We start from the raw sequence: 15,867 nt of genomic DNA on the forward strand, positions 1-15,867 counted from the left end.
AAATTCCCCTGTGGGAGCGAGCTTGCTCGCGATAGCGGTGTATCGGTGGACAACTGGGTTGCCTGACACTCCGCCATCGCGAGCACGCTAGCTCCCACATTGCTTTTGGGGCGGGCATGAATTCCCTGTCACACCCACTTCACACACCCATGCTTTAGTTTTCCCATTTCAAGGGAGAACACCATGAGCGAATTCGACCGGGGCCGTCGTCGTGTGATTCAAGCCGTGGGGGCGGGGTTGTTATTGCCGGGGCTGGCACCGGCAGTGATCGCTTCGGTGAAGGATCGTCCGCTGATCACCGACGGCGTGCAGTCCGGCGACTTGCGCGGTGACCGGGCGATGATCTGGAGCCGTTGCGATCGTCCGGCACGGATGGTGGTGCAATGGGATACCCGCAGCCGGTTCCACAACCCCCGGCAGGTCGTTTCGCCTGTGGTGGACAGCCGCAGCGATTTCACGGCGCGGGTGGAGCTCAGCGGATTGCCGCCCGACCAGGCTGTGTTCTATCGCGTGCGTTTCGAAGACGCCCAATACGGCGTTGCCAGCGAACCCTGGCTCGGTCACTTGCGCAGCGTGCCGCAATTCAAGCGCAACATCCGCTTTGTCTGGAGCGGCGATACCGTCGGCCAGGGCTTTGGTATCAACCCGGATATCGGTGGCATGCGGATCTACGAGGCCATGCGCCTGCGCCTGCCGGATTTTTTCATCCACAGCGGCGACACCATCTATGCCGACGGTCCGGTCCCGGCGCAGATCACCACCGAAGGCGGTCGTATCTGGCGCAACCTCACCACCGAAGCCAAGAGCAAGGTCGCCGAGACCCTGGATGAATACCGTGGCAACTATCGTTACAACCTGATGGACGAGAACCTGCGGCGCTTCAATGCCGAGGTGCCGCAGATCTGGCAATGGGACGACCACGAAGTGGTGAACAACTGGTCACCCGGTAAACAGCTGGATGAGCGCTACCAGACCAAGGACATCCACACCCTGGTGGGGCGTGCACGGCAGGCCTGGCTGGAATACGCGCCGATGCGCCTGCAGAAGGCCGACGGCGGCGGGCGGATCTACCGCAAGCTCGGCTATGGGCCGATGCTGGATGTCTTCGTGCTGGACATGCGCAGTTACCGCGAAGCCAACGACGCCAACCTGGGCGCAGCCAAACCGTTCCTTGGCCGCGAGCAGCTGAACTGGCTCAAGCGCGAATTGAAGCAGTCCCGTGCCCAATGGAAAGTCATCGCCGCCGACATGCCCATCGGCCTGGGTGTGCCTGACGGGGAGGTCAGCCCCGGTGTACCGCGCTGGGAGGCGGTTGCCAATGGTGACCCGGGCCAGGCCCAGGGGCGCGAGGTGGAAATCGCCGAGCTGCTCGGCTACTTGCGCAAGCATCAAGTGCGCAACTACGTCTGGCTGACCGCCGATGTCCATTATTGCGCCGCCCACCATTACCACCCGGAGCAGGCCGCATTCCAGGACTTCGAGCCGTTCTGGGAGTTTGTCGCCGGGCCCTTGAATGCTGGCAGCTTCGGACCCAACGCCCTGGACAAGACCTTCGGGCCCGAGGTGGTGTTCCAGAAGGCCCCGCCAGCGCAGAACACCTCGCCGTTCGCCGGCTACCAGTTCTTCGGTGAGGTGAACATCGACGGGCAGAGCGGGGAGATGAGCGTGGTGCTGCGGGATCTGCAAGGGGTGGCGGTGTTCGAGAAGAAGTTGCAGCCGGTTTGAATGTCAGCCATGCAACGCCCCCTGTGGGAGCGAGCTTGCTCGCGATGGCAGTGTGTCAGTCAATGAGGCGTTGACTGAAGCTGCGCTATCGCGAGCAAGCTCGCTCCCACAGGGTCGATGTTGCGGCCAGGATCAGTAGACGTCCCGCCGATACCGCCCCTGCTCGATCAGCCGTTCCACGTCCTCGCGGCCCAGCACCAGGTTGAGCACGTGATCCACCCCTGACGCCATGCCTTGCAAGCTGCCGCAGACATAGATCACCGCGCCGTCGGCCATCCATTGCTTGAGCAGCGCGGCCGATTCCAGCAGGCGGTCCTGGACGTAGATTTTCTGTTCCTGATCCCGGGAAAAGGCCAGGTCCAGGCGCTCCAGGTCGCCGGAGGTCACCCATTCCTGCAACTCGTCGCGGCAGTGGAAATCGTGTTCGCGGTTGCGTTCGCCAAACAGCAACCAATTGCGCTGCATGCCCTCGGCGACCCGGGCCTTGAGCAGGCTGCGCAGGCCCGCCAGGCCCGTGCCATTGCCCAGCAGAATCATCGGTACGCCCTGAGGCGGCAGATGGAAACCGCTGTTGCGGCGCACGCGCAGGGTGATGGCGCTGCCCAGCGGGGCGTGTTCGGTGAGCCAGCCGGAGCCGATGCCCAGGCTGCCATCGGCGTGGCGTTCCTGGCGTACGATCAGCTCCAGCGAGCCATCGGCCGGGATCGAGGCGATGGAATATTCGCGTATGGCCAGGGGCGCCAATGCATCGAACAGGGCCTGGGCATGCAGTCCCACCAGGTGAGCGCGGTTGGCCGGCAACTGACGGGTGGCCAGGGCCTGTTCCAGGCTGTGCGGCAGGCCGTCGACCTGCACCTTGGCATTGCCGGCGATGCCCAGGCCATCGAGGAACTGCTCGATGGCCCAGCGGTCGTTGCGTGGCAACACCTGCACCAGGTCGCCGGCCAGCCAACTGCTCGGGCCAGGGGCGGTGAGCCCCAACAGGTACACGCCCGAGCCGCTGCTGTCGGGGTTGAGCAGAGTGCGCTGGTTCAACGTCCAGTTTTCGAAGTCGGGGGCTTTCCAGGTATCGGCCGGCGCCTGGCCGGTCAGTTCGGCCAATTGCTGCTGCCAGTGACGCAGGGCGTACGGGTCGCCGCTGTCGACTTCCACCGGGGCGAACAACGTCTTGCCGCCGTGCTCGGCCAACCAGGCGTGCAGGCGCCGGGCGAAGCCACAGAAGTTCTCGTACTGTCGATCCCCAAGGCCCAGCACCGAGTAGTGCAGGCGTTCCAGGCTCAGGGTCTGGCCCAGCACCTTGCGCTCGAACCCACGGGCGCTGTCCGGTCCTTCACCGTCGCCAAAGGTACTGACCACGAACAAGGCATGGGTGGAGTGGCTCAGGTCCTGTTCGCTGACGCCGGCCAGCGGCCGGACATTCACCGGCACCCCGGCGGCCTGGAGTTGACCGGCGGTCTGCCAGGCCAGTTGTTCGGCGAAGCCGCTCTGGCTGGCGAACCCGATCAGCCAGGCCGGCGCATCGCCGTGCTGGCTGGACAGCGCCTGGCGCGCCTGCCTGGCCTGGCGTTTCTTGCGACGACGGTCCAGGTACAGCAACCAGCCGGTAATGAAGAACAGTGGCATGGCCAGCGCGGCAACCGTCACCAGGATCCGCCCGGGCAGGCCGAAATAACTGCCGACATGCAGGGCATAGACGCTGGTCAGCAGTTGTGCCTTGAGGCTCTTGTCGCTGTAGCGGCTGTGTCGGGTGATGGCGCCGGTGGCCGGGTCGAGCATGATCTGGTTCAACGCGCGATCATGAGGCGAATTCTTCAGCAGGTAGAACACCGTCGCCGGTTGCCCGGCCACCGGTGGCATGCGTACGTTATAGGCGGACAGGTCCGGCCCTGCGAGGCTGTAGATGCTGCTCCACATGGCCCGGTAGTCGGCCACCGGCGGCGGGCCTTCCGGTGCCGGCCCCCGGTTGCGCACCCTTTCGTCCTTGGGTGAGTCGGAGAGCAGACGTGTCACGCCTTTGTTGTACCACTCGTACGACCAGGTCAGGCCGGTCAGGGCGGCCAGCAGGTAGAACACCAGGCACCAGGTGCCGGCCACCGAGTGCAGGTCCCAATTGAAGCCGCGGCCTTTCTTCGCCCAGTCGAGGGTCAGCCAGGCGCGCCAGTTCTTCCATTGCCTCGGCCAGCGCAGATAAAGCCCGGACAGGCAGAAGAACACCAGGATCAGCGTGCACGCCCCGGTGATCTGCCGGCCCACGTCATCCAGGGCCAGGATGCGATGCAGCTTGAGCACCAGGACAAAGAAGTCCTGGCCCACCACGTCGCCCATGAACTGGGCGTTGTAGGGATTGAAATAACGCATGGCCCCGCGTTTTTCCCCGGGCGGGGCGGTGAAGATCACCCGCGCGGCATTGCCGCTGTCGGTCTCGACCCAGAGCATGTTCACGGTCTTGCCGGAGGCGGCTTCGATCTGTTCCACCAGTTCGGCCGGCGGCAGGACGCCGGCCGGCTGTTTCGGGACCACCAGCACATGGGGGTTCAATGCCCTCAGGATCTCATCCTGGAACGACACCGCCGCACCGGTAATGCCCATGAATGCCAGGACCAGGCCGGCACTGATGCCAAAGAACCAGTGCAACTGGAACAGGGTTTTCTTCAACACATCGCTCGCCTTGTTCATGTATTACGTTTCATCACGGCGCGTATTATGCCGTGTGTTATCGAGAAGCATTCATAAACACGTATAAAAGCCCCGATCATTCGTATGAACGGGGCTCGGGCACGCTGTTGGCCGGCTGTTGGAAACATGTGGCGAGAGCAGGCTGCCTCGCCACGAGCCGTATGGCTGCCGGTCAGAAATGGAAGTTGGTGCTCACCAACGCGGTCCGTCCGGCTGCCTGGTTGGCGAAGTGGTTGCCCAGTGCCTTGTCGTAGTAGGTTTCGTCCGTCAGGTTCTGCACGTTGAGTTGCAGGTCCAGGTGCTTGCTGACCTTGTAGCTGGCCATGGCGTCGTAGCGCACATAGGAATCGACCATGGTGGTGTTGGCGACGTTGCCGAACACGTCGTCGACATAGAAGGCGCCGCCACCGAGGGTCAGCTTCGGTGTGACCGCATAGGTGGTCCAGACGCTGGCACTGTTTTTCGGCGTGTTGGGTAGCTGGTTGCCGTCGGTGACGCTCAAGGGGCCACCATCGACCTGTTCACTGTCCAGGTAGCTGTAGCCGGCGAACACCTGCCATTTATCCGTGATCTTGCCGCTGGCCGAAAGCTCGATGCCATCGACACGGGTCTTGCCAGCGTTCTCGTACGTGGTGGTATCGACCTGGACCCGCGCGTTTTCCTTCTCGGTGCGGAACACCGCGGCGGTCAACGACAGGCGGCTGCCCAGCAGGTCCCACTTGGTGCCGATCTCGTAGTTCTTGGTGGTTTCCGGCTCCATGTCGCTCTTGAGCAGGTTGCCGTTGCGGTCCGGCGTACCGCCCAGCGGATTGCCTTCCTGGCCTTCGCCAACCATGTTGCCCGGCGGTGTGGCCGAGGTGGCGTAGGAGACATAGAGGCTGGCGTTGTCCGCGGGTTTCCACACCAGGCCCAACTGACCGGTGACGAATTCGCTCACGTCATCGCCCTTGGACGTGGTGGTGCCGGCGGCGTTGTAGGTTTTGTATTTCGTGTCGAAGTGGTCGTAGCGCAGGCCCATGTTCAGCAGCCATTGCGGTGACAGCTCCAGGGTGTCGAATGCGTAGATCGCACGGGTGACGCTGGTGGTGTCGGTGCCGGCATAGTTGCGGGCAATCCTGCCGTTCCATGGATCGTCCGGGTTCGGGTTGGACAGCGACGTACAGTTGTAGCCGCTCGGTGCCCCGATCGTCGATGGCGTGCAGTTGGTGTTCGCGGCAGTCGTGCCGGGCACGGTGTCGGTGTTGACGGTATAGGAGGATTTCTCGCCTTTCTCGCGGCTCAGCTCGATGCCGGTGGAGAAACTGTTCTTGAAACCGGCGATGTAGAAATCCCCGAACAGGTCGGTCTGGTTGGTGGTGGTATCGACATTGCTGACCCGGGTATTGGCCCGGCGCCAGACGCTGCCGTTGTTGACATTGCCCTTGCTGTCGTCGGGCTGGGTCAGGATGTAATCCTGCATGCTGGAGCCGTGGCGCAGGGTGTTCTTGACGGTCAGCGCATCGTTCAGGTCGTGCTCGATGGCGAAGGTCGCCGTGTCGGTCCGGGTCTTGCGCATGTCACGGTCGGTCAGGCCGTAGAAGTTGCTGCTGTCGCCGCCGTCGTTGGGCTTGTCCGGATTGGACTTGTTGCGATCGGCCGTCCTGCCCGATGCGGGCATGGAGTAGGGGATGCCAGCATCCGGCAGATCATTGCTTTCCAAGTGGTAGTAGTCGAGGTTGACCCGGGTGTCGGTGCCCAGGCCGAACGCCAGCGAAGGGGCAACGCCCCAGCGGTCGTAGTTGATCTTGTCGCGGCCGGCGACGTTGCTTTCGTGGCTCATCAGGTTCAGGCGGCCGGCGGCGGTGTCGCTGAACTGGTAGTTGCCATCCAGGGTATAGCGCTGGGTCTGGTCGGTTCCCCAGGTGAAGCCACCGTCGAAGGAATTCCCCAGGTGCGCTTTTTTACTCACCAGGTTGATGGTGCCACCTGCGGCGCCGCGTCCGCCAATGGCCGAATTCGGGCCCTTGCTGACTTCAATGGACTCCACGGCAAAGATTTCACGGCTTTGCGAACCGGTGTCGCGCACGCCGTCCAGGTAAGTGTCGCCCTGGGCATCGAAACCCCGGATGAACGGACGGTCGCCCTGGGGGTTGCCGCCTTCCCCGGCACCGAACGTAATGCCCGGCACTGTGCGCAATGCGTCCTGCATGTTGAGCGCGCCGGTGTCCTTGAGGACCTGCTGCGGGATGACCGTCACCGAGCGCGGCGTATCCACTAGCGGGGCGGTGTACTTGGGCGACGAGGCTTTCTCGACCTGATAGGAAGTGTTGTCCTGAATCTCGCCGGTGATGCTGGTGGCTTCCAGGGAAATGGCCTCGCGCGGGGCCTGCTCATCGTTGTTTTGTGCCGCTTGAACCATTTGTGTCACGGATGTCGCACTGAGGGCGACGCCGATGGCGGACGCCAGCAAACGCGGCGAATTGGCTGGTAATTGTATCGATTGACGCGACATGAAATTCCCCTCCCCAGGGTTTCGAGGCGGCGGAATATAGGGTAAATGGTTTTATATATCAATTGAGATACATTGCTATTTGAGATGGCTTTACATTTTATTTACACAGATTTCATACGGTTTTGAGTTCTGATACGTCATGGGGGTTGTGCACAGTCAATAAGAATCACTATCATTTGCGCCCAATTTTATCCACAGGGCCCGATGTCATGTTGCTGCACATTCCCGGCGTGTTTTCTCCACAAGAAGTGCAGCGCATCCGCGAGGCGCTGGAGCACACCGAGTGGGCGGATGGAAAGATCACCGCCGGCTATCAATCGGCCAAGGCCAAGCACAATCTGCAACTGCCCGAAGGCCATCCTCTGGCCAAGGAGATTGGCGCGGCCATGATCGAGCGGCTGTGGCAGAACCCTCTGTTCATGTCGGCGGCGATACCCCACAAAGTGTTTCCACCGCTGGTGAATTGCTACACCGCCGGCGGCAGTTTCGACTTTCACATCGACAACGCGGTGCGTCAGCCCAAGGGCAGCGCCGAGCGGGTCCGGACCGATCTTTCCGCCACGCTGTTTTTCAGTGATCCGCAGGACTACGACGGCGGCGAGCTGGAAATCCAGGACACCTATGGCACCCAGCGGGTCAAGCTGCCGGCGGGGGACATGGTGCTTTACCCAGGCACCAGCCTGCACAAGGTCAACCCGGTCACTCGCGGCGCGCGTTATGCCTCCTTCTTCTGGACCCAGAGCCTGGTACGCGAAGACAGCCAGCGAGCGTTGCTTTTCGAAATGGACGGGGCGATCCAGGAGCTGACCCGCGACATGCCCGACCACCCCTCGCTGATCCGCCTGACTGGCACCTACCACAATCTGCTGCGTCGCTGGGTAGAGGTATAGGGCATGGATTTGCGTCTGCGCCGCCAGCAGGTGCTCGACGCTAACGACTGGGCTGCCATGCTCGACGACAGCCCTTCGCGAGCGGCCCAGGCGATTCTGCTCGCCGCCGGCCAGGGCGTGCTCGATGCCCAGGCTTTGCTGGGGCAGATTCTGCTCGACGGCCGTGGCATCGCCCAAGACCAACCGCTGGCGGTGCGCTGGTTCGGCATCGCGGCCCGACGCGGACACCTGATGGCGCGCAATATGCTGGGGCGCTGTCATGAACACGGTTGGGGGTGCGCCAGCGATGCCGCCACCGCCGCAGCGCACTATCGCCTGGCCGCCGAGGCGGGGTTGGACTGGGCGATGTACAACTACGCCAACCTGCTGGCCACCGGGCGCGGCGTGATGCAAGACCAGGCTCAAGCCCTGGCCCTCTATCGGCGAGCCGCGGAGTTGGGCCATGCCAAGTCGATGAATCTCTTGGGGCGTTATCTGGAAGACGGTCGCCACTGTCCGGCGGATCCGTCGGCGGCAGCATACTGGTACCGGTGTTCGGCCGAGGCCGGCGATTTTCGTGGGCAGTTCAGCCACGGTTGCGTGCTGTTGGCGCAAGGACAGTTCGAAGAGGGCCTGGTGTGGTTGTGGCGTGCGCTGCACGCCGGCAATCTGAACTTCCTTCGCCGCGCCACGCCCATCCTGCAGGGCGCCCGGTTGCCCGGCCTGGAGTCACTCATCGAGGCCTACCAGGCGCGGCTGGATGTATTGGAAGATTCGGCTCGCGCTTGAGCGCCAGGGGGGACATCGACCGGATCGCAGGCATGAAAAAAGCCCGTGACAACCGTCACGGGCTTTTTCAGCTCAGGCGAGCGACGCGTTATACGTAGTACGACTTCAGCGGCGGGAAGCCATTGAATTCCACGGCGCTGTAGCTGGTGGTGTAGGCACCGGTCGAGAGCCAGTACAGGCGGTCGCCGATGGCCAGGTTCAGTGGCAGGCCATACTTGTAGTTCTCGTACATGATATCGGCGCTGTCGCAGGTCGGGCCGGCGATGACCACTTCTTCCATCTCGCCTTTCTTCTCGGTCCAGATCGGGAACTTGATGGCTTCGTCCATGGTTTCGATCAGGCCGGAGAACTTGCCCACGTCCGTGTACACCCAACGCTCCACCGCGGTGCGGGACTTGCGCGCCACCAGCACCACTTCACTCACCAGGATGCCAGCGTTGGCGATCAGCGAGCGGCCTGGCTCGAGGATGATTTCCGGCAGATCTTCGCCGAAGTCTTCCTTGAGGAAGCGGATGATTTCCTCGGCATAGGTTTCCAGGCTGTTGGTGCGGGTGATGTAGTTGGCCGGGAAGCCACCGCCCATGTTGATCAGCTTCAGGACGATGCCATCTTCTTCCTTCAGACGCTCGAAGATCACCTTGACCTTGGCGATCGCCGCGTCCCAGACGCTGATATCGCGCTGTTGCGAGCCGACGTGGAACGAGATGCCGTACGGTTCCAGGCCCAGGTCACGGGCCAGGATCAGCAGGTCCATGGCCATGTCGGTCTGGCAACCGAACTTGCGCGACAGCGGCCAGTCTGCGGTGGTCGAGCCTTCGGTGAGGATGCGGACATAGACTTTCGAGCCCGGCGCGGCCTTGGCGATGTTGCGCAGGTCGGCTTCGGAGTCGGTGGCGTACAGGCGCACGCCCTTGTCGTAGAAGTAGCGGATGTCCCGGGATTTCTTGATGGTGTTGCCGTAGCTGATCTGCTCGGGTCCCACACCGCGGCTCAAGACCTTGTCCAGCTCGTAGATCGAGGCGATGTCGAAGTTCGAACCCTTTTCCTTGAGCAGGTCGATGATTTCCACCGCCGGGTTGGCCTTGACGGCGTAGTAGACCTTGGCGAATTCGAAACCGGCGCGCAGGTCGTCATAGGCCTGGGCGATCATCGCGGTGTCGATCACTACGAACGGGGTTTCCTGCTTGTCGGCGAAAGCCTTCATTTTCTGAAAGGTTTCGCGCGCGAAATAATCTTCGACCTGGATCGACATACGTTGGGACTCCTACTGGCAAACATCAGGATCAATGGGTTTGAGGGCTGGCAGCCCTCGTGAACGTCCTCCGTATCCCCACTTTGGTTCGCCTACTTCCCAAGGCATGTCGCCGAAAGCAAAAAGGCCATGGGACGCATGTTCCCTTGGCCTTGCTGTCTCGTCGTCAGTACTTGAGCCGGATGGATCGTTTCCAGCATGGACGTTCGGCGCGAACTTTAGGGCGTGAGGGGCCTGAGATCAACTAAAAATGTCGCGTTTTTGCACGCGTCTGTCGTGCGGCGCGCGACAGCTCCTGATGTAACCGACCTGTGTGACGGATTGATGTTCCCGCTGGATGGATAATCGGTGCGTTTCGGGCAGAGACACCATTTTGGTGACCGCCCCGGAAACTGTGGGTTCGTTGGGGTGATCAGACCTGCGCAATCTCCGCCGGCGAAACGATGCTGGTCTTGCCCCCACGGGACTTACCGGAACTCAGGTACTCGGCGATGGATTCCTGGGTCACTTCTCCGAGGAACACCCGCTCGGCGTCCATGACCGGCAGCCACGAGCGGTTGAACTCGTACATGCGCGACAGCAGGATCCGCAGGTGCTCGTCATACGCCGCCGTGGCATTGAACTCACGCAGGAACTGGGCGCAGGTGCCGGTCTGGCGATGCAGGTCGCGACGTCGGACATAACCCAGGGCCTTGTTCTGGGCACAGGTGACCACCACGTAGCGGCGGTCGTGCTCGTCCATCAGCTCCAGCGCTTCGGCCACCGGCGTTTGCGGGCTGACCGACGGCGCGTTGTCCGCCGCGTCCTCGGCCTTGACCAGCAGCAGGCGCTTGAGGGTGCTGTCCTGGCCGACGAAGTTGCTGACAAACTCATCCGCCGGATGTGCCAGCAGGGTGTCCGGGTGATCGCACTGGATCAGCTTGCCGGCACGGAAGATCGCAATCTTGTCCCCCAGCTTGAGGGCTTCGTCGATGTCGTGGCTGACCATGATCACGGTCTTGTTCAGTGCCCGCTGCATCTCGAAGAACTCGTTCTGGATCATCTCGCGGTTGATCGGGTCCACCGCGCCGAAGGGTTCGTCCATCAGCAGCAACGGCGCATCGGCCGCCAGGGCGCGGATCACCCCGATCCGCTGCTGCTGGCCACCCGACAGTTCACGGGGATAACGATGCAGGTACTGCTTGGGCTCGAGCTTGATCATGCTCATCAGCTCGCGGGCGCGGTCGTGACATTTGTGCTTGTCCCAGCCCAGCAGGCGCGGGACCACGGTGATGTTTTCCTCGATGGTCATGTTCGGGAACAGGCCGATCTGCTGGATCACGTAGCCGATGTTGCGGCGCAGGGTCACTTCGTCCAGGTTGGTGGTGTCTTCGCCGTTGATCAATACCTTGCCCGAGGTGGGCGGGATCAGGCGATTGATCATCTTCAAGGTGGTGCTCTTGCCACAGCCCGACGGCCCGAGGAACACGCAGATCTCGCCTTCGTTGACGGTCAGGTTCACCGAGTCCACGGCCTTGACGTCCTTGCCGTTGCTCTTGAAGGTTTTGCTGAGGTTTTGAAGTTCGATCATTTGAGGAGTCCTGTATAGGGGGTGTTCGCCGCAAATGACGGGCGCGTTGGAGCCGAGCCCCACAAAGCGCAATCCGTCGTTGCTCGTCGTTCATTTGAAAAAACCAAACTTCTCTCCTCGCGCCTAGTCTTGCGCTTTGTGGGGCGTCGGCGCGCCCGTCATTTGCGGCGAACACCCCCTACTTGTCAGCGAGCGTTGCAGCCATTGCAGGAGCAGGTCGGCGAAGATGGCCAGGAGACTGACCAGCACGGCGCCGACGATCAGCATCGACATGTCGCTGCGGCTGATGGAAGCGAGGATGAGCACGCCCAGGCCACCGGCGCCGATGGTGGCGGCGATGGTCATGACGCCGATGTTCATGACCACGGCGGTGCGCACACCGGCCAGGATCACTGGCACGGCGATGGGCAGTTCGACCATGCGCAGGCGCTGGCCAAAGGTCATGCCGATGCCTCGGGCGGCTTCACGGATGCCCGGCTCCACGCCCGTGAGGGCCAGGTAGGTGTTGCGCATGATGGGCAACAGGGAATAAAGGAACACTGCGGTGATCGCCGGCAGCGGTCCCAGGCCCTGGCCGAAAGTGGAATAGAACGGCAGCAGCAGGCCGAACAGGGCAATCGACGGAATCGTCAGCAGTACGGTGGCGCTGGCCTGCAACGGGCCGGCGAGGGCAGGGAAACGGGTCATGAAAATGCCCAGCGGTACGCCGATGACGATCGCCAGGGTCACGGCAATGCCGACCAGGGTGATGTGTTGCCAGGTCAGGTGCAGGACCTGTTGCCAGTCGAGATGGGAAAAGGCGTTCAATAATTCCATGACTTTTCCTCCTCAGTCGATTGGGTGTTGGCGCAGGAAATCGGCCGCGACAGCGGAAGGGCTCTCGTGGTCGACGTCCACACGGGCGTTGAGCTGGCGCATGGTCTGGTCATCGAACAGTTCGGCCAGTGGCTTGAGCTGGGCAGCCAGTTGCGGATGCGCGTCAAGGAAGGCTTGGCGCACCACCGGCGCGGCGGTGTAGTCGGGGAAGTAGTGCCTGTCGTCTTCCAGCAGTTTCAGCTTGAAGGCGTTCAGCCGGCCATCGGTGGTGTAGACCAGCCCGGCGAATACCTGGCTGTTGCGCAGCGCGGTATAGACCAGGCCCGCATCCATCTGCCGAATGTTCTTGCGGGTCAGGTTCATGCCGTACTGTTCCACCATGCCCGCCAGACCGTCGGAGCGGTTGGCGAATTCGGTATCCAGCGCCACCAGGTGATTGTCGTCGGCTTCGGCCTGCAGCACGGCGTTGAGCTGACTGATGTTGTTGATCTGCGGGTACTGCCGGGCGACTTTCTCGGGCAAGGCCAGTGCGTAGGTGTTGCTGAATTTCGACGGCGAAAGCCAGACCAGGCCTTTTTTCGCATCGAGTTCTTTCACCCGGGAATAGGACTGGGCGCTGTCGAGTTTTTCCGTGACATGGTTGTAGGACACCAGTGACACCCCGGTGTATTCCCAAAGCAGGTCCAGTTGCCCGGTCTCATGGGCGCTGCGGGCCAGGTTGCTGCCCAGGCCGCCGGTGATCTGCGCGTCGTAGCCTTTGGCGCGCAGGTACTGGGCAGTAATTTCCGCCAGCAGGGTCTGTTCGGTGAACACCCGGGCGCCGAGGCGGATCAGTGGTTTTTCCGCGCCCTGGGCTATCCCTGCGAACAGCAGCAGGCAGCCCAGCAACAAGCTTGTCTTCTTCATCACGATTCCTTTATCCAACCCGGTTTATGACGGGCGCAGGCCGCGTTCCAGCCAGAGGCGGCTGGCCAGTGTCACCAGGCCGTCGAGCAGCAGCGCCAACAGGGCGGTGCAGGCCGCGCCGAGCAGCAGTTGCGGCTGGTTGTTCAAGGCGATGCCGGGGAAGATCAGGCTGCCGAGGCTGTTGGCGCCGATCAGGAAGGCCAGCGGTGCGGTGCCGACGTTGATGGCCAGTGCCACGCGCACGCCGCCGACGATGATCGGCACGGCGTTGGGCAGCTCGACTTTCCACAGCACCTGGCGCGGGGTCATGCCGATGCCGGTGGCGGCTTCCTTGAGAGAACCCTGGACGTTCTTCAGACCCTCATAGGTGTTGCGCACGATGGGCAGCAGCGAGGCGAGGAACAGGGCGAAGATGGCGGGCCCGCTGCCGATGCCCAGGATGCCCAGGGCGATGGCCAGTACGGCCAGGGGCGGCACGGTGTTGCCGATGTTGAACAGTTGCATGAAGCGCTCGGCGCGCCCGGCCATGGCGGGACGGCTGAGGACGACGCCGGCGGGAAGGCCGACGACCAGGGCCGCCAGCATGGAAACCACGACCAGCATCAGGTGAGCCTGGAGATAGAACAGCAAGTCGTCGCGATAATGTTGGATCGTATCGATGCCGATCCAGTGGACCAACAGGGCCAGGAGCGCGACGACGACCACGCCTCCTGTCAGCCCTTTGCCATAGCGGATAGCCACAGGCGGACTCCTTTTTCTTTCGGTCGGCACCCGCTTTCCCTGGCGGCAGCCCCATGAGGGGTGTCGGGAAAAGGGGCGCGAGAAGCGGCTCTGCCAATGCCGGCGAACGGCAGGTCATTGGAGCCATGAGCGCAGCCTCGCCAGGCTAACGTGCTGATTTTTCAGGCCCTGGCGAAGCCGTAACAGGGGAGTGGACGTGCGTGCTGTCGAAAAGGTTCCCTCCCGGGATGTCGTCGGGCTCCGGCAGATTGGGCGTCCGGGCGGGGGCTGCCCTTACGTACGGTGGTCCAGGGCAGTGGTTTTGGGCTATACTCGCCGCCCTTTTTTGAACCACCTGCCAGGCGATTTCCCATGACCAAACAGGCCGCCGAAGTCGCGAAACGCCGCACTTTCGCCATTATTTCCCACCCCGACGCGGGTAAGACCACCATCACCGAAAAGCTCTTGCTGATGGGCAAGGCCATTGCGGTCGCCGGCACGGTGAAATCCCGCAAGTCCGACCGTCATGCCACCTCCGACTGGATGGAGATGGAAAAGCAGCGGGGTATCTCGATTACCACGTCGGTGATGCAGTTCCCGTATCGCGATCACATGATCAACCTGCTCGACACCCCGGGCCACGAAGACTTCTCCGAGGATACCTACCGCACCCTGACGGCGGTGGACTCGGCGCTGATGGTCCTCGACGGCGGTAAGGGCGTCGAGCCGCGGACCATCGCCCTGATGGACGTCTGCCGCCTTCGCGATACCCCGATCGTCAGCTTCATCAACAAGCTCGACCGCGACATCCGTGATCCGATCGAGCTGCTCGACGAGATCGAAGCGGTGCTCAAGATCAAGGCGGCGCCGATCACCTGGCCGATCGGCTGCTACCGCGACTTCAAGGGCGTGTACCACCTGGCTGGCGACTACATCATCGTCTACACCGCCGGTCACGGCCACGAGCGCACTGAAACCAAGATCATCGAACGCCTGGACTCCGACGAGGCGCGCGCACACCTGGGGGACGAGTACGAACGCTTCATCGAGCAACTGGAGCTGGTGCAGGGCGCCTGCCACGAATTCGACCAGCAGGCCTTCATCGACGGCCAGATGACGCCGGTGTTCTTCGGCACCGCCCTGGGCAACTTCGGCGTGGACCATGTGCTCGATGCCGTGGTGGACTGGGCCCCGCGTCCACTGCCACGGGTTGCCAACGAGCGCACCGTGGAACCGGTGGAGGAGAAGTTCTCGGGCTTCATCTTCAAGATCCAGGCGAACATGGACCCCAAGCACCGCGACCGTATCGCGTTCATGCGCATCTGCTCGGGCAAATACGAGAAAGGCATGAAGATGCGCCACGTGCGCACCGGCAAGGACGTGCGCATCGGCGACGCCCTGACCTTCTTCTCCTCGGAACGCGAGCAGCTGGAAGAAGCCTTCGCCGGTGACATCATCGGTTTGCACAACCATGGCACCATCCAGATCGGCGACACCTTCACCGAAGGCGAAACCCTGGGCTTCACCGGCATCCCGCACTTCGCCCCGGAGCTGTTCCGCCGCGTACGCCTGAAGGACCCGCTCAAGTCCAAGCAGCTGCGCCAGGGCTTGCAGCAACTGGCCGAAGAGGGTGCCACCCAGGTGTTCTTCCCGGAGCGCAGCAACGACATCATCCTCGGCGCCGTGGGTGTGCTGCAGTTCGATGTGGTCGCCAGTCGCTTGAAAGAGGAATACAAGGTCGAATGTTCCTATGAGCCGATCACCGTGTACTCGGCCCGCTGGGTCGATTGCAGCGACAAGAAGAAGCTCGAGGAATTTTCCAACAAGGCCGTGGAAAACCTGGCATTGGACGGTGGCGGTCACCTGACCTACCTGGCACCGACCCGGGTCAACCTGGCGCTGATGGAAGAGCGCTGGCCGGATGTGAAATTCCGCGCGACCCGCGAGCATCACTAAACGTCAAAGCGGCAAAAAAATGGGGGGCTGGCCTGGCTCCCCCATTCCAAGTCATCCAGGCGATACCGTCGAATCGCCGAAAAATCCCATCAGATCC

Annotated in this window: 11 protein-coding genes; 4 read left to right on the forward strand and 7 right to left on the reverse strand. The window is 62.4% G+C overall.

The genetic code is table 11. The features are described 5' to 3' along the window. Positions 1-183: 183 nt before the first annotated feature. Positions 184-1,725 (forward strand): alkaline phosphatase D family protein, encoded by a 1,542-nt coding sequence (locus BLP99_RS08145; protein WP_072430740.1) that lies wholly within the window; start codon positions 184-186, stop codon positions 1,723-1,725. A 132-nt stretch (positions 1,726-1,857) separates the two neighbouring features. On the opposite strand, the gene BLP99_RS08150 is transcribed toward BLP99_RS08145, so the two are convergent. After that, positions 1,858-4,383, reverse strand: coding sequence for a PepSY domain-containing protein (locus BLP99_RS08150; RefSeq protein WP_176776499.1), 2,526 nt, complete (start codon positions 4,381-4,383; stop codon positions 1,858-1,860). Positions 4,384-4,573: 190 nt separating this feature from the next. Continuing rightward, positions 4,574-6,892 carry a TonB-dependent receptor gene (locus tag BLP99_RS08155; protein WP_072388510.1) on the reverse strand — a complete coding sequence of 773 codons (2,319 nt, stop codon included), beginning with the start codon at positions 6,890-6,892 and terminating at the stop codon, positions 4,574-4,576. Between the two features lie 209 nt (positions 6,893-7,101). Between BLP99_RS08155 and BLP99_RS08160 the strand changes: the two genes are divergently transcribed. Both BLP99_RS08160 and BLP99_RS08165 read left to right on the forward strand, forming a co-directional pair. Continuing rightward, positions 7,102-7,782 carry a Fe2+-dependent dioxygenase gene (locus BLP99_RS08160; RefSeq protein WP_072388508.1) on the forward strand — a complete coding sequence of 227 codons (681 nt, stop codon included), beginning with the start codon at positions 7,102-7,104 and terminating at the stop codon, positions 7,780-7,782. A gap of 3 nt (positions 7,783-7,785) precedes the next feature. Next, positions 7,786-8,550: a tetratricopeptide repeat protein gene (locus BLP99_RS08165; protein WP_092180141.1), complete on the forward strand. Its 765-nt coding sequence runs from the start codon at positions 7,786-7,788 to the stop codon at positions 8,548-8,550. Between the two features lie 88 nt (positions 8,551-8,638). Here the strand turns inward: BLP99_RS08165 and BLP99_RS08170 are convergent, their stop codons facing one another. The 5 genes from BLP99_RS08170 to BLP99_RS08190 all read right to left on the reverse strand — a co-directional run bounded on the left by BLP99_RS08170 (position 8,639) and on the right by BLP99_RS08190 (position 13,835). Continuing rightward, positions 8,639-9,802, reverse strand: a complete 1,164-nt coding sequence (locus BLP99_RS08170) for a type III PLP-dependent enzyme (RefSeq protein ID WP_072388504.1) — start codon at positions 9,800-9,802, stop codon at positions 8,639-8,641. Between the two features lie 412 nt (positions 9,803-10,214). Beyond that, positions 10,215-11,372 carry an osmoprotectant ABC transporter ATP-binding protein OsmV gene (locus tag BLP99_RS08175; protein ID WP_072388502.1) on the reverse strand — a complete coding sequence of 386 codons (1,158 nt, stop codon included), beginning with the start codon at positions 11,370-11,372 and terminating at the stop codon, positions 10,215-10,217. 123 nt (positions 11,373-11,495) lie between these two features. Beyond that, positions 11,496-12,188 (reverse strand): ABC transporter permease, encoded by a 693-nt coding sequence (locus tag BLP99_RS08180; RefSeq protein ID WP_072388500.1) that lies wholly within the window; start codon positions 12,186-12,188, stop codon positions 11,496-11,498. A gap of 12 nt (positions 12,189-12,200) precedes the next feature. Continuing rightward, positions 12,201-13,094 (reverse strand): glycine betaine ABC transporter substrate-binding protein, encoded by an 894-nt coding sequence (locus BLP99_RS08185; RefSeq protein ID WP_092180143.1) that lies wholly within the window; start codon positions 13,092-13,094, stop codon positions 12,201-12,203. Between the two features lie 24 nt (positions 13,095-13,118). Next, positions 13,119-13,835, reverse strand: coding sequence for an ABC transporter permease (locus BLP99_RS08190; protein ID WP_072388496.1), 717 nt, complete (start codon positions 13,833-13,835; stop codon positions 13,119-13,121). Between the two features lie 351 nt (positions 13,836-14,186). Between BLP99_RS08190 and BLP99_RS08195 the strand changes: the two genes are divergently transcribed. Next, positions 14,187-15,770, forward strand: a complete 1,584-nt coding sequence (locus tag BLP99_RS08195) for a peptide chain release factor 3 (protein WP_072388494.1) — start codon at positions 14,187-14,189, stop codon at positions 15,768-15,770. Positions 15,771-15,867: the final 97 nt, after the last annotated feature.

The sequence above is a fragment of the Pseudomonas sp. NFACC32-1 genome (assembly GCF_900101215.1).
In the GTDB taxonomy this organism is placed as follows: domain Bacteria; phylum Pseudomonadota; class Gammaproteobacteria; order Pseudomonadales; family Pseudomonadaceae; genus Aquipseudomonas.